The sequence below is a fragment of the Pirellula sp. SH-Sr6A genome, from assembly GCF_001610875.1.
In the GTDB taxonomy this organism is placed as follows: Bacteria; Planctomycetota; Planctomycetia; order Pirellulales; family Pirellulaceae; genus JBKCUI01.
Map to the genome: position 1 here is coordinate 5,117,646 of NZ_CP011272.1, position 21,898 is coordinate 5,139,543.

19 protein-coding genes are annotated in these 21,898 nt (G+C 54.7%); 7 read left to right on the forward strand and 12 right to left on the reverse strand.

All coding sequences use genetic code 11. The features are described from left to right. Window positions 1-12: 12 nt before the first annotated feature. Both VN12_RS19940 and VN12_RS19945 read left to right on the forward strand, forming a co-directional pair. Complete coding sequence (locus VN12_RS19940) at window positions 13-738, forward strand: metallophosphoesterase (protein WP_146678450.1); 726 nt, start codon at window positions 13-15, stop codon at window positions 736-738. Beyond that, window positions 723-1,970 (forward strand): hydrolase, encoded by a 1,248-nt coding sequence (locus tag VN12_RS19945; RefSeq protein ID WP_146678451.1) that lies wholly within the window; start codon window positions 723-725, stop codon window positions 1,968-1,970. The genes VN12_RS19940 and VN12_RS19945 overlap by 16 nt, the downstream gene beginning before the upstream one ends. On the opposite strand, the gene VN12_RS19950 is transcribed toward VN12_RS19945, so the two are convergent. From VN12_RS19950 to VN12_RS19970, 5 genes are all read right to left on the reverse strand, one after another. Beyond that, entirely contained in the window at window positions 1,937-3,013 is a 1,077-nt protein-coding gene (locus VN12_RS19950) for a GGDEF domain-containing protein (RefSeq protein ID WP_146678452.1), read from the reverse strand. The genes VN12_RS19945 and VN12_RS19950 overlap by 34 nt on opposite strands. After that, the gene (gene glgC / locus VN12_RS19955) at window positions 3,010-4,371 is read right to left on the reverse strand and encodes a glucose-1-phosphate adenylyltransferase (protein WP_146678453.1); all 1,362 of its coding nucleotides are present in this window, start codon (window positions 4,369-4,371) and stop codon (window positions 3,010-3,012) included. Before glgC ends, VN12_RS19950 begins: the two co-directional genes overlap by 4 nt. A 122-nt stretch (window positions 4,372-4,493) precedes the next feature. After that, entirely contained in the window at window positions 4,494-5,630 is a 1,137-nt protein-coding gene (locus VN12_RS19960; protein ID WP_146678454.1) for a GNAT family N-acetyltransferase, read from the reverse strand. 72 nt (window positions 5,631-5,702) lie between these two features. Continuing rightward, window positions 5,703-6,692, reverse strand: a complete 990-nt coding sequence (locus VN12_RS19965) for a polysaccharide biosynthesis/export family protein (protein WP_168164519.1) — start codon at window positions 6,690-6,692, stop codon at window positions 5,703-5,705. A 273-nt stretch (window positions 6,693-6,965) separates the two neighbouring features. Next, complete coding sequence (locus VN12_RS19970) at window positions 6,966-8,639, reverse strand: tetratricopeptide repeat protein (RefSeq protein ID WP_146678456.1); 1,674 nt, start codon at window positions 8,637-8,639, stop codon at window positions 6,966-6,968. A 182-nt stretch (window positions 8,640-8,821) separates the two neighbouring features. On the opposite strand from VN12_RS19970, the gene VN12_RS19975 reads away from it, so the two are divergent. Together VN12_RS19975 and VN12_RS19980 are read left to right on the forward strand one after the other, a co-directional pair. Next, window positions 8,822-10,096, forward strand: a complete 1,275-nt coding sequence (locus VN12_RS19975) for a 6-phosphofructokinase (RefSeq protein WP_240491203.1) — start codon at window positions 8,822-8,824, stop codon at window positions 10,094-10,096. Window positions 10,097-10,324: 228 nt separating this feature from the next. Further along, window positions 10,325-11,494: a zinc ribbon domain-containing protein gene (locus tag VN12_RS19980; RefSeq protein ID WP_146678458.1), complete on the forward strand. Its 1,170-nt coding sequence runs from the start codon at window positions 10,325-10,327 to the stop codon at window positions 11,492-11,494. On the opposite strand, the gene VN12_RS19985 is transcribed toward VN12_RS19980, so the two are convergent. The 7 genes from VN12_RS19985 to VN12_RS20015 form a co-directional block, all read right to left on the reverse strand. Then, window positions 11,491-12,624: an HlyD family secretion protein gene (locus VN12_RS19985; RefSeq protein ID WP_146678459.1), complete on the reverse strand. Its 1,134-nt coding sequence runs from the start codon at window positions 12,622-12,624 to the stop codon at window positions 11,491-11,493. The two genes, VN12_RS19980 and VN12_RS19985, sit on opposite strands and share 4 nt — an antisense overlap. Window positions 12,625-12,632: 8 nt before the next feature. Further along, window positions 12,633-13,397: an ABC transporter ATP-binding protein gene (locus tag VN12_RS19990; protein WP_240491204.1), complete on the reverse strand. Its 765-nt coding sequence runs from the start codon at window positions 13,395-13,397 to the stop codon at window positions 12,633-12,635. 38 nt (window positions 13,398-13,435) lie between these two features. Next, window positions 13,436-14,575: an ABC transporter permease gene (locus VN12_RS19995; protein ID WP_146678460.1), complete on the reverse strand. Its 1,140-nt coding sequence runs from the start codon at window positions 14,573-14,575 to the stop codon at window positions 13,436-13,438. Between the two features lie 174 nt (window positions 14,576-14,749). Continuing rightward, a complete protein-coding gene (locus VN12_RS20000) occupies window positions 14,750-15,442 on the reverse strand; it encodes a DUF3299 domain-containing protein (RefSeq protein WP_146678461.1) in 693 nt (230 codons plus the stop codon). Window positions 15,443-15,521: 79 nt separating this feature from the next. After that, window positions 15,522-16,958, reverse strand: coding sequence for a hypothetical protein (locus VN12_RS20005; protein WP_146678462.1), 1,437 nt, complete (start codon window positions 16,956-16,958; stop codon window positions 15,522-15,524). Window positions 16,959-17,127: 169 nt separating this feature from the next. After that, window positions 17,128-18,066, reverse strand: coding sequence for a rhomboid family intramembrane serine protease (locus tag VN12_RS20010; protein WP_146678463.1), 939 nt, complete (start codon window positions 18,064-18,066; stop codon window positions 17,128-17,130). 7 nt (window positions 18,067-18,073) lie between these two features. Next, window positions 18,074-18,844, reverse strand: a complete 771-nt coding sequence (locus tag VN12_RS20015; RefSeq protein WP_146678464.1) for a hypothetical protein — start codon at window positions 18,842-18,844, stop codon at window positions 18,074-18,076. Window positions 18,845-19,125: 281 nt separating this feature from the next. On the opposite strand from VN12_RS20015, the gene VN12_RS20020 reads away from it, so the two are divergent. The 3 genes from VN12_RS20020 to gluQRS are packed head-to-tail and all read left to right on the forward strand — an operon-like array spanning window position 19,126 to window position 21,884. After that, window positions 19,126-19,692 carry a DUF2760 domain-containing protein gene (locus tag VN12_RS20020; protein WP_146678465.1) on the forward strand — a complete coding sequence of 189 codons (567 nt, stop codon included), beginning with the start codon at window positions 19,126-19,128 and terminating at the stop codon, window positions 19,690-19,692. Then, the gene (locus VN12_RS20025) at window positions 19,620-20,735 is read left to right on the forward strand and encodes a hypothetical protein (RefSeq protein WP_146678466.1); all 1,116 of its coding nucleotides are present in this window, start codon (window positions 19,620-19,622) and stop codon (window positions 20,733-20,735) included. Before VN12_RS20020 ends, VN12_RS20025 begins: the two co-directional genes overlap by 73 nt. A gap of 24 nt (window positions 20,736-20,759) precedes the next feature. Next, the gene (gluQRS, locus tag VN12_RS20030; RefSeq protein ID WP_146678467.1) at window positions 20,760-21,884 is read left to right on the forward strand and encodes a tRNA glutamyl-Q(34) synthetase GluQRS; all 1,125 of its coding nucleotides are present in this window, start codon (window positions 20,760-20,762) and stop codon (window positions 21,882-21,884) included. Window positions 21,885-21,898: the final 14 nt, after the last annotated feature.

Here is a 21,898-nt window from a genome sequence, read left to right on the forward strand (position 1 = left end):
AAGGTTCATGGGATGACTTCGGTTCATTTTCGTCTCATCGGTGATGTTCACGGTCGGATGCAGGAACGTGTTCGCCGTGCAGACCGAGACAAAGACCGACGTACCATGCCCGCGATTTGGAGAGACCCTCGCGTTCGCGGTCGTTCGTATTTGAAGTTGATATCGGATGCAAACTACTCGCTGCAGGTGGGTGATCTTTCGCTCGATTACACCGATATGCAGCATGTGGATCCGAAGAAACATCGGGCCATCGCGGGTAATCATGACCATCTCGGACGGCTGCCACCCCATTTTCTCGGGGACTATGGCATGCATTCAATCCCGCTTGCCGAAGGGGAGCTCCGTTTCTTTTTTGCACGTGGGGCGGAGAGTATCGACAAGGCCTCGCGGGTAGAGGGGCTGAATTGGTGGCATGATGAAGAATTGAATGCGGAGCAGGCATCTCAAGCGCTTCACCTTTACGACCAGCAGAGGCCAAACATGGTCGTCACGCACGATTGCCCTGCGGAGTTGGTACAGAGCATCGCGACGCTTCCCCACCGGTTACCTTGGAGCGCTACCAATCGGTTCTTACAAGACCTATTCGACCTTCATGCTCCACAGTGGTGGTTCTTCGGACACCATCACAAGAATTGGGTGTTTCAGCATCCGCGCGGAACAAGATTTATTTGTTTAGCTTCTCTGGCTCACTTTGACTTTGACGAAAACGGACGATCGATTTCATGGAAACCCGAATAATGGAAGCCGCGAGGACGTGGCTTATCGCACATCAGGACACCATGCGGGACGAATTGATTGCTCTGTGCAATCTAAACTCCAGTTCGGACAACTTGGCGGGACTCGCTACGGTCGAGACCTTTTTGGAGGAGTACTTTTCTCCGCTCGGCTTACCGATCCAGAAACTCCCCTTGCCAGTATTCGCCGTGCAGGACGACTACGGCAATGCGGCACTTCAGTCGACCACTCACGCATTGCGTTGGGATTGGGTTGGGGAGCAAGCGACCCCTGATCGCCGGTTGCTTTTAACCATTCACTATGACACGGTATACGGCAAGACCGACCCGTTCCAACGATGTGTATCCTACGAAGTAGAGGGTGAGGCTCGGCTTCGGGGGCCGGGTGTGATCGATGCCAAGGGCGGGATCGTCGTGATGCGCTGGGCATTGATGGCGGCGATGCGATTCCTCAAACCCTCCAGCTTGAACATGACCGTTATCCTCACGCCGGATGAGGAGATCGGCTCCCCTGCGTCGACGAGTCTGTGGAAAGAGATTGCTCCGGACTACCAATTTGCGATGCTTTACGAACCCACCTTAGCCGATGGTGCATTCGTCCACACTCGCAAGGGGACGGGAACTTATACCTTGATTGTTCGGGGTAAGGCTGCACATTCCGGTCGCAATTTCCATCAAGGGAAAAATGCAATCGTCCATGCGAGTCGAGTCGCCATTCAGATCGATGCTCTGAACAACGTCCGCCCCGGCGTCACTTTTAATGTCGGCAGAATACGCGGTGGGGATGCCGTCAACGTCGTTCCCGATATGTGCGTGGTACGGGTCAATGTACGCGTCAACGACGACGACGATCGCATTTGGGCCGAGAAAAAGATCCAGCAAGTCGTGGATCTCTTTCAGCTCTCTGAGGTGGACCATAGCATCGCATTGCATGGCGGAATCCATTCGGCTCCGAAAACGGTGAACAAACCGACGGAGCATTGGATGCGAGAGCTCGAAACCGTCGCGGCCGTTCTTGGTCAGCCGGTCACGTGGCGAGCGTCTGGTGGAGCGAGCGATGGCAACAAACTTGCAGGTTTCGGCGTCCCAAATCTTGATACCTTTGGTCCGGAGGGCGACGCACTGCACAGCGACAAAGAATGGGTTCGAGTCGCCAGCTTGCCCACCAAAGCGGCCTTGAGTCTGGCGATGATTGACCGCTTTCACACAGAACGAGAATGTTTGGCAAGTATGTGATCGATCTGCCTCAGGATTTTTTCTTCCAATGCGTCACTAGAACTCGACGCTCCTGGATCTTGCCCCGTGTTGGCTTGAACGATTCCAGTAGGAGAAGGATTACCAAAGACTTCGCAAAGCTGTCCGTGGTGGATAAAGACCCGGTTGCGACCCGCCATTTTTGCCGTGTAAAGCGCTTCGTCGCTTCGGCGCACCAGTTTGCCAATACGATCCTCTGCGACGATCTGCGAGACTCCGCACGACAGGGTGACCGGGATGTCATGCCCCTCGGCGGGCACGGTTCGATCGCACATAGCGAGACGAATCTTCTCCATGACTTGTGCCGCTGCCATGGCATCGCATTCGAGCAGGATCGCGAATTCCTCACCACCGTAGCGAGCAACTTGGATCGTATCGGCACTGAAGTCCTTGAGTCGAAGCGCGACTTCCCGAAGCACAGCATCTCCAGCGGGATGGCCGTAGGTGTCGTTTATCTTTTTGAAGTGATCGATATCGATGAGCGCGAGCGAGAACAATCGCTGAGACTTGATCCAGTTGCTAAAACACTCTTCGATCTTTTGATCGAACGCTCTGCGATTGGCCAGACCTGTTAGGCCATCGGTGCGAGCTTCGGAGAGGTAACCCGCCAGCTGTTTCGTTTGATCTTCCAGCTTTTGTTCTGCCGAATCGAGTCGTTCTTGCAATAGCCGGTTGGCGGCTACGATCTGTTCGAGAAGGACTTGAACATCTTCCTTGGTTTGGATGCTCGACCCATCGGCGGCTCGGCGTGTGAGAGAACTTAGTGTGGATTGGTAGCGGGAAAAGTCGCCTGCTAAATCGGTTGTCCACGTCGCGAAGTTACGAATCGCATTGACGATTTGCTGAGTTTCATCCAAGCTCGGAACGGCGGGGGCGAGGGAGTTGAGAGGGTGAGAACTGGATGAGAGGGGGTAATCAGGCTGCCCCCTTTTGGAAAACCAGTAACCAAGAGCGATACCGACCGACAAAAAAGTAGTTCCGAAGAGTAGTCCCATCATCAAGTATAGGACCGGAGTCGTGTTCATCTTTCTTCCTCGCGCGATGGCATGTCCGCTCCATGCCGAGCCAGCGTGAACTGTTGTTCAGGTTGGTGGGGTGTTGGTGTTTTTCCAGGGTTGTCCGAACGCATGCGAGAAGAAAGGGCGTTGGTCGCGAACATCGAAAGATCTTCCGTCTTGGCAACAGTCACGATTCCATTGGGAGAAACGGTGAATCCGCGCGAACGGTCTAAATCTAGGTCGAATCCAATTTCCATTCCTGGCGGGATGCAAACGTTTTTATCGATGACCGCATTGCGAATCTTCGCGTGTCTCCCGACCTCCACGCCTTCGAAGAGGATGCTGTCCGAAACTTGCGAGTACGAGTTGATGCGGCTGCGCGGACCGACGACGCTCCGCACGACGCGTCCGCCGCTGACGACGGTACCTGGGCAAATGATCGAATCGATCGCCGTGCCTATGCGATCTCCTTCACCGCGCGAACCAAACACGAACTTCGGAGGGGGGAGGTTCGGCTGATGGGTGCGAATGGGCCATGAACCGTCATAGAGATTGAGCTGCGGATCGATACTAACCAAATCCATATTGGCTTCGTAGAAGGCATCTAGCGTACCAACGTCGCGCCAGTACGCTTCCTTTTTGCGATTCTCATCACGAAATGGAAAAGCGAAAACGCGTCGTTTATCGATGATCGAAGGAATGATGTTTTTTCCAAAGTCATGGGCGCTCTTCGGATCATTCGCATCTTGGCAGAGCTGCTCGAACAGAAACCGGGTATTGAAGACATAAATCCCCATGGATGCCAGCGCATGATTGGGATCATTCGGCATGGTCTGCGGGTTCTTTGGCTTTTCTTGGAAGCCGATGATCCGCTGATCGGAGTTGATTTGCATCACGCCGAATTCTTTCGCTGATTCGACGTCCACCTGCAGAGCCCCTATCGTGAGATCCGCCTGCTTTTCTTTATGAAATTGAATCATGGCGTGGTAGTTCATCTTGTAGATGTGATCGCCAGCCAAAATCAAAAGGTACTTAGGGTTCTCCTTCTCTATGGCGTAGATGTTCTGGTAGACAGCGTCGGCTGTTCCTTGATACCAGTGCTCATCGATGCGCTGTTGGGGAGGAACAATGTCGATGAATTCATCCAACTCGCGGCTGAAGTAATCGCGCCATCCAAGCCCGATGTGCCGGTCCAAACTCATGGCTTTGTATTGCGTCAAGACAAGCATCTTGCGGATGCCGCTATTCAGACAGTTGGACAAAACGAAGTCGATGATGCGATAGCCACCGCCGAACGGAACGGCCGGCTTCGCTCGATCCCGCGTCAGGGGCTCAAGACGTGTACCTTTTCCGCCCGCCAGGATTACTGCTAGTGCCTCGTTCATGTCGTCCGTGTTCCATGCGTGTCGAGAGGATTCTTACAAGCCAGCTTTTCGGTCAAGCAAATCGCCGGCTCGGAGACTTTTATGGAGTATAACAAATCCTTGTTTCGGCGTCTTAGCAAGGATTAGTTGATGTCGGACAGCGATCTGTCGTAAAGTCGATAGGTTTTGGTTCGCTTCGTACCGGCGCGCTCTAATGAACCGCGAGAAAGATCGTTGCTTTCGAGAACCCAAGAAAACTCGGCTTCTTCGATTCCATTCGCCAAACAGTCGGGAAGCATCCTTTCGAGCGCGACCAAGCCCAATCCCCAACGCTGGTACTCCGGAACCACATTCGTGCTGATAACCCGAATTTTCTTGATCTTCTTTTTGCCCCAAAGAAGTCGCAAGAATCCGAATGGGAAGAGTTTGCCATCGATCTTCTTGATGAGCGGATTGTAGTCTGGAAGGCCAAGCCCAACGCCGACGGGCTGACCATCGACTTCGACGAACGACGTTACAGCGGGATCGATCAAGAACTTCAAGCTGAAACCGATCGCTTTGCTCTCGGCCTCCGTCAGCGGTACAAACCCCCAAGTACTTTGAAGTGCCCGATTGTAGATGTTCAAGAAGAGTTGAATCTCTTTGTCGAAGTGCTTGCGGCTGGCAGGCCGGAGTGTGACGTTAAACCGTCGTTTGACTTCATCGATCACGAACTTGAGCTTCGGATCGATGTTATCGAGCATGTCGATATGCCCCTCGAACGCATACAAGTCTTGTGTCTTCTCGAAACCGAAACCGCGTATGAGTTTGTCGTAATAGGGCCAGTTGTAAGTCATCATGAAGGTGGGAGGCGTATCGAATCCTTCCACGAGCGTTCCTAGCTCGTAGTTGAGCGACGGATTGCAGGGGCCTCGGACATCGGTCATCCCTTCGCTCTTCAAGTACTCAGCGGCGGCTCGAAATAAATGGTTCGCTGCCTCTTGATCATCGATGCAGTCGAAGAACCCAAAAAAGCCCCGCTTCTCTTTGTAACGCTGATTGTGCCCATGGTTAATGATCCCAACGATGCGGCCGACGACTTTCCCGTCCTTCTCCACGATGAACGGGCGGCACTTCGCGTTTTCGTAGAAGGGATGGCGGCGAAACCCAACCAATTCTTCTTGGTTCATACGCAATGGAGGTATCCAATTTGGATCCCCCTTGTAGAGCTCCCACAGCAGCTCCATGAATTGTTTTTGTTGTTTTCGGGTCTCAACGCGGGAAACTTGGTAGTGGCTCATGGCGATCGTTGGAATCGAGATGGGTTAGCAAGCCAGGAGTGTACTCCAATCTCCTGCGACTGAATACGGATTCTACTTCTGGATCGTAAAGGGGATGACGCGATAGATACCGTCGGTAAAGATCAACTGCGCGGCTTGGCCAAACCGAGTGATCGGCCTTTCTGGAACAATGATTAGATCGGAATCGCGAAGCCATATTTCATCGGAAGGATTCGGGACTTTACCCAGATGAGCTCCACGAAGATCGAGCACGGTGGAAATAAGACGCCAATCTTGCTCCCGCCGGAATATAACCACTTGCCTCCCATTTCCCCCAATCGAGATCCCTCCCGCTTGCGCAAGCCCCGCCGTGACGGTCGTGGGACCATTCATTTCGAAACGACCGGGTTGAGCGACTTGGCCGTAGACGTGGAAGGAGTGCGGTGCCGCCCGTGTGAGCCTCGGCTCCACATCGATTCCAGCGACTCGATCGCGGTAGCGAAGATTGATCTCACGCTTGATTTCATCCAGAGTGAGGCCGAGCACGTAAACTCCCCCTACCATCGGAAGCTGGATCCTCCCATCTGGGTTCACGACGGTGGAAAACGCGCGACCGCCCGCGGCAAACGGGCCATTGACCGAATCGAGCAAGTCGGCGAGCGCGGTGTTGACGCTGACAGACTCCACATTGATCGCAGGGCTGACAATGTACTTTTTGTACGCCGCCTCAAGATCTCTTCGCAGCTGAGAAATGGTTTTGCCCGATGCTTCCACCGGCGTGTCCAAGACGGGTACATAAATCTTTCCATCGGGCTGGACGGTGATTTTTTCGCGACGGAGCGATTCGTCCGAGACGGAGCTCATCTGGATCGAATCGCCGACCATCAATCTGTAATCCCCTTGCGAACGTTCCCGATTGGGGATGTAGGTAAACGTCACTTCGTCGTTGACGCGCACGCGATACTCGAGCAATGCGGGTAAACGAACCGGGCCGATGTACTCGCCGTGGATCAACGGTTGGAAGTTCGCAGGCGTGGCATCGCACCACTTTTTCGGTCCCGATCCACCCACGGCGCAGTCCATTGCACAATCCACCGCTGAAATACACGGTTGGCATGCACCGCTCGTGACCCCGATAGGCTGAGATGGCGGGGGGATTTGGACTGCGGACGATTGGACTGCGGACGAATAGTATGGCGCTAGAGATTCCCCCCCCGATGGCCCTTCATGCATTTGAGCATCAAGTCTCGAAGTCATCAGGCCGAGGGCTATGGAACCAAACAGGGAAACGCATCGAGCTACTCGACACGGTTTGATTTGCATTCCAATCAACATATTCGTAGGCATAGTGGGGCATTACCGGAAAAGATTGGAGAATCGACCGGCTGATTGCACTGGCGTCGACGTGCGATTCGACTGCGTCGCAACCGGCGGGATCGCAGTTGGCGAGGGCGCAGTCGGATTGGTCGTGCTTGAGTAGGAGTTTTGAGCTGGGCTAAAGCGAGCGAACTCTTCCGGACTGATCTCGATCACTTCAGGGTTGCTGCGACTGTATCCAGGCCTCTCGGCTCGTTGCCACTCACTAGCTTTTGCTGCCGCCACCGAGGATTGCTCGAGGGCCCCCGATCTCTTGTAGGCTTCGGCAAGGTTCGCCCAAGAGCTGGAGGAAGGGTTGAGCTGCACAGCGCGATTGAGTGCAACCAATGCTTCATCCACTCGATCCAATAACAACAAGCTGTACCCGAGTTGATTGCTCGCTTCGGGATGGTTCGACTGGACATGTATGGCAGCTTGGTAACAGATCACCGCTTGGCTTCGGAGAGAAAGAGAGGCGGCCGAGTTCGCTTCAGCTTCTTTTTCCAAGGTCTTTCCGAGTGCATAGAGAAGATCTGCTGCCCAGGGATGTTCATCCGCCCCAAGCAGGAATTGATACCGAGCAAAACTTCGATAGTGCTGCGATGCAACCGCGGGCGAGACCCCCTGCAGCGATCGATTCTTCAACACGTCGGTGGAGTGTGTCGCAACGATCGACTCGACCGTCACTCCATGGCTAACACTTAAAAAGTCCAACTCCTCTCTCATCGCTTGGAGGGCTTTGTCCAGTGCCGGTTCGCTGACGTAGGCCCCACGAATCGCATCCATGGTGCGCATCAATTTACGCAGTCCCAACACGACTTCGTCGCGAGCGCTGTGAACTGCCCCGCGACGAAGCAGTTGGTCGCATTGCTCCAACGCGGAGCGAAGTTCCCCCTCCAGGGCACTCCATCCAGCGGGTCGCTCTAAGGCTCGGGGCGGAGGTCCCGAGTTACGTCGCACAGATCGTGAATAATCGGGCTGCAAGAGATTCTCACTAACTCGCTGCGCCAATTGCTCGCGAGAACTAGGAATTGCATTTTCTCGGACAGGCGTTGCCGCGCCCGTCGGTGCCGCATTCGTGTAGGGGAACAACTCCGATAGAGTCGCGTCGGTGGGGGGCTCTGAGACCACCCATGGATTGGCAATGGTTACGCTCGTTGGTTTTTCCGCCGATAACTCCACCGACATCGGTCCAGAATTGGATACGGTTCGAGTCGGAATGATTCGACGTGGCTCTTCAACAGCCCCCATCGCGACCGGCGGATTGGAGGGCGCTTGGTCAATGGGTTGGATGGATCCCCAGCGGACCGTGGCCAAAGGTGGGGAAGACAGACGACTTGACCAAGGGGACGCGGAAAGATCACCTGCGACCGGAGCACCTAGTTGCCTGACTCCCTGCAAGGAAAACGGTCCCTCCCTCAGCGCTGCCCCTGTCGCAGGCCCCTGGGGATTCACTCCCTGACCGTGGGAATAACGCATGTCGCAAAGAAAAGCGGTCCCAACCAGTCCATGAAGACAGCCGACGAGAAGCTTCGCGATGCGATTTTTTTGTGGAACTAACTGATGCTTGGACATCCCAAGGGCTCCGAGGGCAGATGGGGATACGTCGAATGTCGACGCACCCGGAGTATCCGTAACCATCGGTCCAACGGTTTCCACGCGTTCAATCATCATATCCATCCCGACACGTCTTGGAGAGTTACCGTCGTCACAGCGGGAATATCGGGCAAAAACCCCCTAAACTACCGAGTCTTCCAGAACGGCGGAGGCGTTGGACAAGTCCCCCAGCGCGAGTACAATCTCGCGCGACTAAAACGATTGATTTTCACCGCAACTTATTACGAGATCTAATGGTTATGACCGCAATTCGACGAGTCGCAATTTTGTTCGCCGGTGGTCCCGCTCCCGCAGCCAACGCTGTGATCACCTCCGCAGCCTTCACTTTCTTGAATGCCGGTATCGAGGTCATCGGCGTCAAACACGGCTATTCGAACTTGATCGATTTCGATCCAAGTCAGCCGCTGGTTGAGGGGAAGCATTACTTCAAGATCACCCATGAACGCCTGGAGTTCTCCCGTACCGAACCGGGGATCATGATCGGAACGGCGCGATCGAATCCAGGGAAATCGGTTTCGAGTCCCGATCATCTTCGGGATCCAGAACGCTCGGCCCCACTCGGTCGAGCGTACAAGGCATTGCGATCGCTCGGGGTCGATGCATTGATCAGCATCGGTGGGGACGACACCCTCAAAACAGCGAACAAGATGAAACTTTACCAAGACACCTTACCCGCGTCTGAAGTGAGGATGCCCGTCATTCACCTTCCGAAGACCATCGACAATGATTACTCGGGTATCGACTTCACCTTCGGATACTTCAGCGCTGCCGAAGTGCTGGCGGAGGAAATCCGCAATCTGAACCGCGACGCCGCGGCAGGTCAGGCCTACTTCCTTTGCGAAGCGATGGGACGCTCCGCCGGTTGGCTTGCTTACGGGGCAGCGATCGCCGGAGATGCTTGCATGGTCTTGAGCGTGGAAGACATCACTGGCCCTCTCAAAAAGACCGAAACCGTCAAACAAGAAGACGGTTCCGAAAAGGTCCGAACGGTCATGGATCTCGATGCGGTCGTGCAAAAAATGGTGGCGATGATGATCGCGCGTGAAAAGGCCGGCCGCAATTACGGATGCATCGTCATCGCAGAGGGGCTTGCAGAGTATCTGCCGATGTCTTACCTCGATGGCGTCGCTCGCGACGACCATGGCCATATCGCGATCTCCAACATTGCAATTGGGAAAGCTTTCGCGTCGATGGTGTCGGACGCTTACAAAAAAGCCACCGGGAAATCGCGCAAAGTCAATGGAATCCAACTGGGTTACGAATCTCGCTGCTGCATTCCAACAGCCTTCGACGTAATGCTCGGCTCCCAAATTGGAGTCGGTGCTTATCGAGCCCTTATCGAAGAAAAGAAGAATGGGGTCATGGTATCCGTTGGCGGACAGTTCAACATTTCGTTTGTTCCATTCGAACAACTTGTTGATCCAAAGACATTGGTAACTAAAGTTCGGTTTATTGAGACGGGCTGTGATTTCCACCGGATGGCTCGACTCCTTGAGCTCCCAACCGAGGCCTAGTCGGCAGCGCGACGGGCGTCCCGCCCCCAGCCGACTTTTTCATTCACCAACGAGGCCAAATGCCTCGTTTTTTTATTGCGTCCCTTCCAACTCCTCATTCCGATCCATTCCCTTGTCCCCCTCGGCCACAAGTCTCGAATTACAATGGGGCCATGCTCCCGCAGGAGCCGCTTTGGCAGCCCAACCTTTCCCATCCAAATTCCGCCCACTCGCCATCCCGACATCACGATGAGTATTGAGTTTCAATGCAGATACTGTAGCAAGACGCTTCGTGTCGCCGATCAATCCGCTGGCAAGAAATGCAAGTGCCCTTCCTGCAGCGCAACACTCGATATCCCTGTGTTTGAACCCGCTTCCCTCGCTCCAGTCGATGCTCCCCCGTCAGCCGATACGAGCGACTCAGATGTATTGCAAATCGGTTGTCCGAAATGTCGGGTCGTCCTGCACTACGTCAGCGCGCTCGAAGGGACGCGGGGCATGTGCAAAGGATGTGGACACATCTTTACGCTCAGCCAAAAAGCAATCGATGCACCCACTACCGACAGCTTCCCATTCGAGTGCCCTGCTTGCCATTTCATGTTTGAGGGTAAACCGGGCATGGAAGGAAAGAAAGGAAAGTGCACCGAGTGCAATGAAGTGTTCTTCATCGCTCCCTTAAAACTCCCTGAACCGAAGCCTGCCGTTTCACCGGTACAAGTCTCCAAGCCTAGACCCACGCCGACTCCTGCACCGGCCAATCCCAAATCAAGACAAACGGCTGCACCTAAGCCTAGTACACCAAAGTCCAATGGCCCCAAGTCTCCAGTGCGTCCGTCTGCCACGACCCCCCCTGTCACTCCGTCCGTTCCGTCTCCTTCGATTTGGGATGATCTCGCGATCCCCGATGCAAATTGGAATGCCCCAGCCCAGGCGACTCAGAATCCATATACTGCAAGCTATCCAACGGGGGGAGGCTACCGAGCGCCTTCGAAACGCAAGCGTTCCCTTGATCAAGACACCGTTTACTCCATCGCCTATTGGCATCGCGCTCTCGTTACATCGTTCCTATGGAGTCTTGTGGTCGGGATCCTGTACGGAATCCTTGTAGTCGTAGCCCAACTGGTCCTGGTAAAGGGACAGGTCGATATGACTCTTTTGATCGCCATCGGCGTCCCGTTTGCCATCCTCGTTCTTTCCCTCTTATTTCTCGCGATTCGATTTTTGATTGCGTATATCTTCTTGTGCATTCGGCTCTACGATGGTCCTGTGGCGGCCCTATTCATTCTGGGTTACTTCCTTGGCTGTATCCCGTTTCTGCCACTCATCCTCCTGATAATCGTGTTGATCAAAGCGCACTCGGTACTCAAAGGTGCGGGCTACGATGTCGGACTCACTGGCGTCGATCCCAATTCGCTTTAATCGATTTTCCCTTCGATATAGACGTCGACTTGCTGACCAACCGAAGCCTTGAGCTCGTCGGGTTTCGCCGAGTAGATGACTTGCAATACGCGTGTGTCGACTCGCTCACTCACAGTCCCCGTCAAGGTCCTCTTTGGAACAACTAACGGTTCCGTGCGGACATACTGGAGTGGAACCTTGGTACCCGGTTTCCCACGCAAGGACGCATAGGCCTTCGCTCCGGCTGAAAAACGTGGGATTTCTGCTTCATCGATATCGACTCGAACATGCAATGGATCGATGACTCCTAACGAGATGAAAGGAGTCGAAAGAATAGAAGCGGGGACGAACTCGCCTACTCTCAACCGAACGCTAAGAACTGTTCCGTCCTTAGGTGCCACGATGGTTCTCAGATCCAAATTGGTTTGGGCTCGTTGCAAATTCGCCTCCGCTTGCACGACGGCAATTTTCTGGACCTCTATGGAAGGAGCCTGCGGTCCCGCGAGGAGGTCCAAGTTGGCCTTGGCCTCAAGCCGCCTCGCTTCGGTCTCGGCAATTTTTCCTTTCGCGGTCTCCAAATTAAGTCGTCGCGTATCGATTTCCTCTTCGGACAGTGCAAAGGTTCCTTGAACCGATCGCACACGTTCAAAGTCTTTTTCCGCGTTGCGGAGCGCCGCCTCCGCTTGTTCATGAATCGCGATCGCAGCTCGATAGCGAGCTTCGAGGGTTGGAATATTCCCTTGCAGTTCTGCCAATCGAGCTTGTTGTGACACCAATTCAGCCTTAGCGACAGCGACGTCTGCGATCGCGGACCGGCGATCCAATCGAATCAGTGCATCCCCTTGTTTCACTGAGTGACCGGGTTGCACACACACTTCTTCGACTACACCCGGGAGTTGAGAGCCGATCGTCGTCGCTTCTCCTACGGGTTCGACTATTCCAACACCTCCAATGAAGTTGGCGTTCGAGGGATAGTCAGATGGCCGTGAAGCAACCGATTGAACATTTGGAGCGGTGGGAGGAGTTCGCTTCACCGCAGTCTCTTGCTCCCGGGGTGTATTCTTTCGAATGAAAGAAATGGCGAAGACCAACAAAACACCCGCTAGCACAACCGAAGCAATTGCAAAAAGAGAAGTTAAAGATCGATTCATGGCATTTCTCAGTGCGAGGACTTCTCGCTTTCGGAGCGGGTAGATTCTGTATCGGGTTGCGCCGAGACGTCCAGGATACGGCCATCCGACATGCTTGCGATCAGATCCGCGAATCCATAGATTCGGTTATCGTGGGTCACGACAATCACTGCGCGCTGCGGTGAGTTTGCCACCTCTTGCATTAGTTGCATGACAGCGTAACCGGATTCGGTATCGAGCGAGGCGGTGGGCTCGTCGCATATGACGATCCGCGGATCATGGACGAGAGCCCTCGCAATGGCGACGCGCTGCTGCTGTCCACCTGAAAGTTGATTCGGATACTTGTTCGCATTGCTGCTCATGCCCAGTTTGTCTAGCAACACAGAGCTCTTTCGCTTGGCTGCAGCGAGCGTGTGGCCTTGCACAACCAGCGAAACCGCCGCGTTCTCCGCAGCGGTCAATGCAGGAATCAAGTTAAATTGCTGGAAGATAAACCCTAAGGTCTGAGCTCGAAACGAAACCAATCGTCCCCCACGCAGCTTGGTAATCTCGCGATCTAAGACATGAACCTGCCCCGACGTCGGCGTGAGCAGACCTGCGATAATGGAAATCAAAGTGGTTTTTCCGCATCCGCTAGGGCCGACTAAAAAAGTCGTCTTGCCGAGTGGGATGACTAGGTCCACACCGTGCAACACTCGCACCTTCGCTTGCCCCTCGCCGAAATCGCGAGTGATTGACCGACACGCAACTGCGATGTTCTCATCGGCCTTCGACGGGAGGGTGTTTCGATGCACAGTTAGGCTCAAAGAGATTCTCCACTTCGGTGCATCGGTTAGCCTCTAAAAACAACGGCGGGATCGACAAATAAAAGACGGCGCAGCGCGACCAGCGATGCTAGAAAAATGATTCCCGCCGCAACCGCTCCCGAGAGGAGGCCAATCTGCCAAGGCAAATAGAAGCCAGCGAAGTTTGAGTTCCTTCCAGCGAATTCAAAGAAGGAGGCTGCCCCGAAGAGCCCTAAACTGAAACCCACGAAACCAACGACTATGGCCTGTAGAAATACCATTCCAACCAATTTCGCATTGCGGGCACCGATCGCTTTGAGAACGGCAAAGTATCGAAGATTTTCCAAGACGAACAGGTTGAACATCAATCCCACCACACAGACCCCTACCAAAATCCCCAACCCCACTACTGTCCCAAAACTCACGGGAATGCCGGTATTGTCGATCACATATTGGATGGCCTTATTCCGAAACTCGACCGACGTCATGGCTTGAAGTCCTGTCTTTTCGGAAATGGTCGCTGCAACTTGCTCCGCCGATTGCGAACCTTGCGCTCGAGCGAGAATAAACGACATTTGATTGCGGCCGTTGTTGGTGTACTGCAATGCTTGGGAGTAACGGGTGAAAAACGTAATCGACGATGTGAATTTGGGGGAGTCCTTGACCACTGCCACGACAACGGCTCGGCGATCGTTTAGTTCCACGGTGCGCCCTAGCGTGATGGGTTCATTCCGCCAAACTTTTCCGTACCCGTCTAGCCCCACCGCCACAGCATCCGGACGCCTGAGTTCTTCGATCTCCCCTAGGACCACCTCCGAAGGAACACCTACTAGCGAGGCATCGTCGACGCCGAGGAGAAGTGCCGACTCAAGCTCCCCCGTTGCCGTCCGAATGGTGGCCATCGATTTAAAAAATGGTACTGCCCACTCCACGCCTGGTACCCCTCGAACGCGTCCAAGTTCGGTATCTCGGAGAGGAAACACCGTGTCTAGATTCTTTACCCCAGGATCCATCACCCAGATGTTGGCTTCGGGCACGTCGACAATGACGGCGGCTGCACGTGCCAGGAGCCCCAAGAAAATCCCCAACTGCTGATTGATAAGAAGCGTGGAAAACGCGACGCCAATGACCAAGCCTAAGTATTTGGCTCGGTCGTGAAAAAGCATCTTGAGCGCGATCCAAAACATAGTGGAGTTCCATCAACCGCGAAGAGAAGACCGGCGGATGAAACCAACGGTCGAGGCGTTGTACGGTTGTACCCACGACGCCGGATGCATGAAAGGTAGATGCGAAAGATAAAGGGACGGTCCATCGTTGGATTCCCAAGCCCCCTCCTCCACGGAATCCTGCTCCGCACCCTGCTACTGAAAATGCTCTGCTTCGAGGACGTAATAGACGCCCGTCAAGCCATCGATCTCTTTGATTTGTGGCATTACCTCGAAAGTCCCCGCGAGAGAATGCTGCCGGTACGATCGAGTCGCAAACTTCTCGTTCACCAATCGGACTTCAATCATGTGTGTCAATGGCGGTTGTGTACCGAAGCAGCAAGTCGCCCAATCGGGGACCAGGACAAACGACTTGGAGCTCATACTGGCCAACGAGGTGGGGTGGATGTACCCCTTTAAGAAGATCTTCTTCCCGTTGAGCTTCAATGCTTCCAGCGTTGGCACATCGGGAGCCCCCATAGGACTTTTTAAGGCAGCGAACGAAATGCGTTCGTATCCGTCCGGAACCTCGGTCAAATAAATGTAAGAGTGTTTGGCAGGAGCCCCGATCAACAAGGCAATACCTAGGACACCGCCGATGGCAGCCCAAAGCTTCCCAGTTAGCTCGGCCGGAAATCTGTTGAGATTATAGAAAGCTAAGCACGCGAAGAGGGTCGCCAGGAATGGCAAAACCGTCAACAGCGGGGAGAACCAAGCGAGAAGACCAAAGAGGCCAAAGAACACCGACAAGATAGCCGCTCGGCTCAGCGCCTTGTAGGAGAACTCCTCAGGTAGGTCTTCAGCAACCCCTTGAAAGAATGCCTCGTTTTGCGATTCAGGTTTCAACATACGCGATGAGTCTCTCGGAAAAGCAAGAGAACCTAATTTGTCGAGGGACTAGGGTCGATGCCAAAACACCTGTCGATGCCTAGCCGTTTCGGGTAGCAACCAACCACATAAACGTACCGGTTGTCAATGTTGCGAGCGATACTACGCCGAGCGCTCGCCAGTGGTTCAAGTGAATGGAATGTGGATTCGATAGAGTAGTATCGAAATCGTTGAAAACGATCGATTCTCCTGCCACCGTAGCGACGCGCGACTGCATGCGAGCCGCGAAGCCTGCTCGGAACACCCTTTCTTCATCAGCCCCACTGGACGCATCCGCGAGAATGCTCTTCGGAGCCCAACGGATCTGGCTCGACTCGTCCTTTTTGGGAGCATTCGAGCCCGGAATAGGAATAGGGAAGAACGTCTTCGATCGCTTCACGGCTGCCGGATCGATCTGCTCCATCTCTTTAAGTCGCTCTTTGGCCTCGGGGAGCGGGCAAGCTCTCGTGTAGTTCACGATCGGCATCCGAATCCACGCATTGTCTTCCTTGGCATCTTTGAAGAGCTGGGTCAAACGATCCAATTGGGACCAGTCCTCCATACGTGCTAGATCGGGAATGACCAAGTCGGCCAAATCGGGTCGTTCGAGCAAATGGCACATCGCCTTGGCAACGGCAGGCTTCGTCAACACTTTCCCCTCGGTGGAGTGGAATCGCAATGCCATTACCGCAGCAAAAATATCAACGTACTGAGACTCAGGGTTTTTCAAAAAGGAATCGACGATCAAGGGAAGGCCAGCTTCCCCTTTGAGTGTCAAGTAAGCGGCGATCAACGAATCCAAACCGGCGCGATCCTCGGGCTTGGTACTCGTGATCATCTTCTCCATCCACACGGTGTCTTCGTTGGTTCCACACACACCTAGCATCGTGTAGTAGAGCCGTTTGCGATCGGGAGCCATTGCGGGATCTTGCACCCACCCGATGAGCTTGGGGCGATCCATCTTGCTTTTGAGCTTGATCACCTCTTCATAGGGAGTCAGTGCAAACTCGTCATAGCAATCGCGAGAAAGCAAAGCATCGGGATGCTCGAAATATTCTTGAAAGAACGCCAATCGCTCGACGGGATCCTGGGGGAGTTTTAAAAGCTTCGAGACGTATTTCTCCCCTTCGTCAGTCAGGGGGACGGGAGAGGACCAAACCAGTTCGCGAGGGTCGACACCCTGCATGAGGAAACGCTTTGTCGATTTGCCAGGTCCGAAATAGGTGGCTTGAAATTCCTGCCCCACCTTGACGAGCGCGTCCCCTTTGAGGATCGCCTCCAGCTTGAACTTCGCAAGCCCATCGATGTCATCGCGGCCATCGGGGACGAGAGTCGCGATGGCCACAACGTCCATCGATTCCATTTCTTGCCGAAGCGTCTGACCTGCGGCGGTGCAGAAGGGACACAGGGACGCCATGGCGTGGGCGTTCCCTAGCGAGTTCCAAGGATTCGTCCAAGCGACAAATGCGCACGCGAGAACTGCTAAAATCCTTACCATCGATACATTCCTCATTCCACGAACCTTAACAAGTCGACTCAAGTCCCGGGCGGCCCCAGACCTAGGGCGGGGCGGACCGTTTAATTTAAGTCATTTGTAGGGGTCAGGACCAGGAGTGAATGGAATAAATTACCAAAAGGGGGTGGGACTTTAACGGTCCTGGCGGAGTTTAGCGGCTCCAAAAAAGTCCAAGAAGTGCGCCGGTCGCCAACCCACCTAGGTGCGCCATATTCGCCATTCCTAAACCGCCTTGACTCAAGAAGCCTGCCAACAAAAGCATCCCCGTAAGCACGTAACCATCGGGAGGAAAGTAGAAACCGCAATCGGGCCGCAACTGAGACTTCACCGCCAAATAACCGAAAAGCCCCAGAACGACTCCTGAGATGCCCACGAAATTGGGTGTCCCCCAGAACTGGGTAGGCATCAACCCCTGCAGCAAGTGCGCGCCGATCGCGGACAGAAGAAGAATGATCGAATACTTTCCGATCCCTTCGACACGTTCGGTCAATCGCCCCAAGGATGCGAGCGAGATCATGTTTAGCAGCAAGTGCAGTGTTCCGCCGTGCAAGAAAGCTGGAGTGATGACGCGCCAGATTTCCCCTTGTTTCAGCGAGTAGGCGGGATCGCGCGTCTCGACGTATTTCGCGTAATCGACGAACTTCAGTTCCTTCATCGCTATCGCACCGAGTCGGTTCCCATCGCTCACGTACCCGAACTCCGTGACCAACCCCAACACAACGCACAGGATGATCAAAGCCAATGTCAAAGGCGGCATCTTGCCTCCCACACCGGCCGGGCGCGTGTATTTGACCTTTTGAACGTTTTTCTCGCGTTGCTTTTGTAAGTCGCGTTCCTTCTGAACAATCGCCCTCGCCTCGACTATCGCACTGCGATACCGCTCGTGATTCGGGTCCGCGAGAAAGTATTGCAGCTCTCGATCCGCCTCGGGAATCCGGTCTTCCTCTCGGATCCATATGGACCAACTGGGATCGCTCGTTCCCGGTCGCGGGGATTCGGTCTCGACGTGGGTCGATATTCCTTTGGTGAGCAGATAAGCGACAAAAGCCTCCGCTTGGGGTTTCGAATCGATGTCCGTTAAATGTCTCATGCGTTGATCAAGCGATTGGGCGGAGTTGTTGGATGGGAACGTAGTACTTCACGTAGCGGCGACCATCGCTAAAGCGCTGCCCGCGACTATCTTCTACCAGAATAGTGGCTCGACGAGTAATCCTATTGACCAGGCCGACCAAGGTTTTTCCTTCATGTCGAAACGCAACGCGCGTGCCGGGACGAATATTGAATTCCTTGGCCGCTCGCTCCTGCTGGGTAATCAACTCATGCCGATGCTCCGTGTGAGCAAACAAACTCTTCGCAATCGACTGGAAACGTCCGGCAGCGCAGTCGCTTTGGATCCAAACCAGCATCTCACAAAGATGGATCAACTCGTGCTCGACCACCCGTTGCATGGCGGTGAGACGGTCTTGGCATTCGAACCCGCAAACCCGAATCGTATCGCCCGGAGCACGAAAAGATTGAAACAAGAGGGACGTCGACAAGGCGATTTCGTAATGAGTACGCCCCGGTTTGCCCGCCGTGGGCGGAAAGGTCGTCCGCGTCGTCTTTCCACCCGCCCGAGTCATTCGCGAACTCAATCGAAAGGAAAGACCATACGATTCCGCCAAAGGCAACGCGATCCCCCCCAAGAACGACTCGTCATACAACCAAGCCATCGACTCGAGATCGCTGCGAGAAACGGCATGAAAATTTCGAGTCTTCATCACTTTGGATCGTGATAAGATTCGATCTGCGATCCACTTCTGACGTTCCGATCGATCGCGCCACACATGTGGGTCCCGGTACAACACCTCCCCCAACTGCTTTTGCATGGCGATCCGCTGCGATGTCGACAAGGATGTAGCAGCGGGAGTCGACGGCCGCGCAGCGTTCGAAAGCCTTTGCTCCTCGCCCATCTTCGATGACCCGTTCGGTTTGGCTGGTTTCCTCATATCCTTTGAATCGTCCTCGCTGCGCCATATCGCACGGGAAGTATACCGCAGGACATGCCACCAGTGCAGCATCGAAACGGCTGCCCGACGGAAAAGGCTTGCGGTATACTCACTCGCTCGATTTCGCGTTCGTCCACCCTTTTTCCTCTTGAGCGAGTCTCATGCGAATCCTGCTCGCATTCCGCGCTTTCTTCGCCGTTCTCCTGAACAAGGAGCGAGCGGCTGCGGTACAAAAACTTCTTTTGCCCGCCCCGGCCCAGCCCGATCGGGGGCAAACCCCATCGGGATCGAAGCCAACGATGGAGCCGGAACGACCCCTTGCGACTCCGAAAAAGCCCGCGCCGATCGCCCCGAAATCCACACGAAGTGAAGCGCTGACGCTGCTCAGCACGCTCCAACGAGAGGCGAGACTGATCGATTTGATCCAAGAGTCCCTCGACCAATACAGCGATGCGCAAATCGGCGCCGCCGCGCGCGATGTCCTGCGAGACTCTAAAAAGTGCTTGCAACAGGCCTTCGGAATCAAACCCCTGCTCGAACAATCGGAGGGGGAAGCAGTCTCCATTCCCGATACCCCATCCCCCATTCGCTGGCGATTGCTCGGATCGCCCAAAACGAACGGCCGAGTCGTTCACCCCGGCTGGATCGCCACTCAATGCAATCTTCCGACTTGGTCGGGCAACGCCGACGACTCTTTGGTCCTCGCAGCGGCCGAAGTGGAAACTTGACGCGCGGATCTTCCATCAACCACCGCATGACCAGCTTGTCCCCCGCCACCAACTCGGCCGATGCCCCCTCGAACCGATATGAAATTCGAGCCGGGTCCAGACTGCACTTGGGACTCGTGGAGATCCATCCTGGCACAAACAGCTGTTACGGCGGAATCGGCTGGATGGTAACCGATCCTTACTCCACCCTTCGGTTCGAAATCGCAGAGTGTCACATCGACGAATTACAAGTCGTTGCACCAAACGAGTGGCAAGGCCGCGTTTTGGAGTTGTGCCGTCGCTGGCTTGCAATCCATCCAAGCAGATCGCACCTGCCTGTTCGCAGCCTATGGCTTGCCACCACCCAGCGCCCGCATCAAGGTCTGGGTTCCGGAACGCAGTGGAGTTGTATGGTGATCCACGCCTTGATGGCTGCCGCATCGGGAGACCCCATGGGTTGCCGGCTGTCTATCGAGGAATTGGCACGCCTGAGCGGGCGAGGTCTTCGTTCGTACATCGGTTTGGCAGGTTACCTGGCCGGTGGCGTTATCCTCGATTACGGCCTGCCCTCGAGAAGCGTTCGTCTTCTCCCTTTCCCCAACTGGCCCGTTCTCTTGTTGCGAGACAGGAACACCGAAGGGGAATCCGGCGATGCTGAAAAGGAAATGTTTCAAGTCTGCTCGCAGCACCCCAATGCGGGCCGGGGAGCCATGCTTTCTCTGATCGAAGAACATCTGGTGCCCGCCCTCGAGTCGAACGATTGGACAAGGTGGGACCACCATATTGGCCAATATGGGCAGTTAGCTGGGAAAGTGTTTGAGAAGGTGCAGGGAGGTGTTTATCGATCTCAATCGATCCAACGCATCATCGAAACGGCAAAAGGATTGGGATACCGGGGCGCTGCGCAAAGCAGCTGGGGGCCAAGCGTCGCTTTGGCCTTACCCGAAGGGGCAGCGGCGGAATCGATTATCGACGCGTTTCAGCGCAGACTGCCCGGCATCTCTATCACCTTAACCGGAGGCCGAAATAGCGGTTCGCACGTTTCACCATGGAACGATTTATGATCATGAGTGACTGCGAATAATCCCATGGCTCCGAATCCTCCAACCATCGGTCGGCTGGCACCCTCTCCGACGGGCGCCCAACATCTGGGTAACGCTCGAACCTATCTCGTGGCTTGGATGCTGACGCGATGCAATCAAGGCAAACTTTACTTGCGAGTCGAAGATTTGGATACTCCGCGCACCAAGGCTGGTGCCGAGTCACTGTTGCTCGAAGATCTTCGATGGCTCGGGCTAACATGGGACCGCATGGAAGAGGTCGATGCGACCGCAGTGTCCGGGCAGTCAGACCAAGCGAGGGAGATCTTTTGGGGAAAGTCTCTTCGCGAACGAGGATACGTGCTACAGTCCGAGCGATTGGCTCGCTACCAAACGATTTTGGAAACGCTTCGCGAAAAGGAAGTGATCTATCCTTGCACGTGCACCCGTAGCGAAATCGAACAATCGGCGAGCGCCCCCCACGAACCGACGCCAGGGGAGGGAAGCTCCACTTTAATGCCCCATCCCGTCGATGGGCCTGTTTACCCGGGCACTTGTTCGTATCGCACCGCATGCGATGCAGAAAGACTCGACGCACAAGGTCTCAAGTACGCATGGCGATTTCGGTTCTCTTCGATCGCGGCCCTTCCGAGCGGTGCGACCGAAATCGATCGCGAGACACTTCGAATGACGTGGTGGGATGATTTCCTTGGAAAACAAAGTCTTGCACCGATCCAATCCCTGGGCGACTTTGTCGTCGCTCGAAACTACGGTCCACCTGCCTATCAACTCGCGGTAGTCGTTGACGATCATGACATGGGAATCAACCAAGTGGTGCGCGGAGCGGACTTGGTCAGCAGCACCTATCGGCAGCTGGCTCTCTACGGCTCGATGGGATGGGCCCCTCCTCGCTGGTTTCACGCGCCACTCGTCGTTGGACCAGACGGTAGGCGGCTCGCGAAACGGCATGGTGACACCCGGCTTTGCACCCTTCGAGACGAGGGTTATTCCAATCGCTTGATACTAGGGTTTTTGGCAAACAGCTTAGGCTGGATCGATCGCCCAGAAGAAATAGATCTCGGGGAATTGGAGTCAATGCTCAGGCAGGATCGAACGCTGCTCGATAGAATCCCAAAAGACCCCGTACAAGTTCTGTTGCCACGCCCCGCATGATACCTCCTCACGAC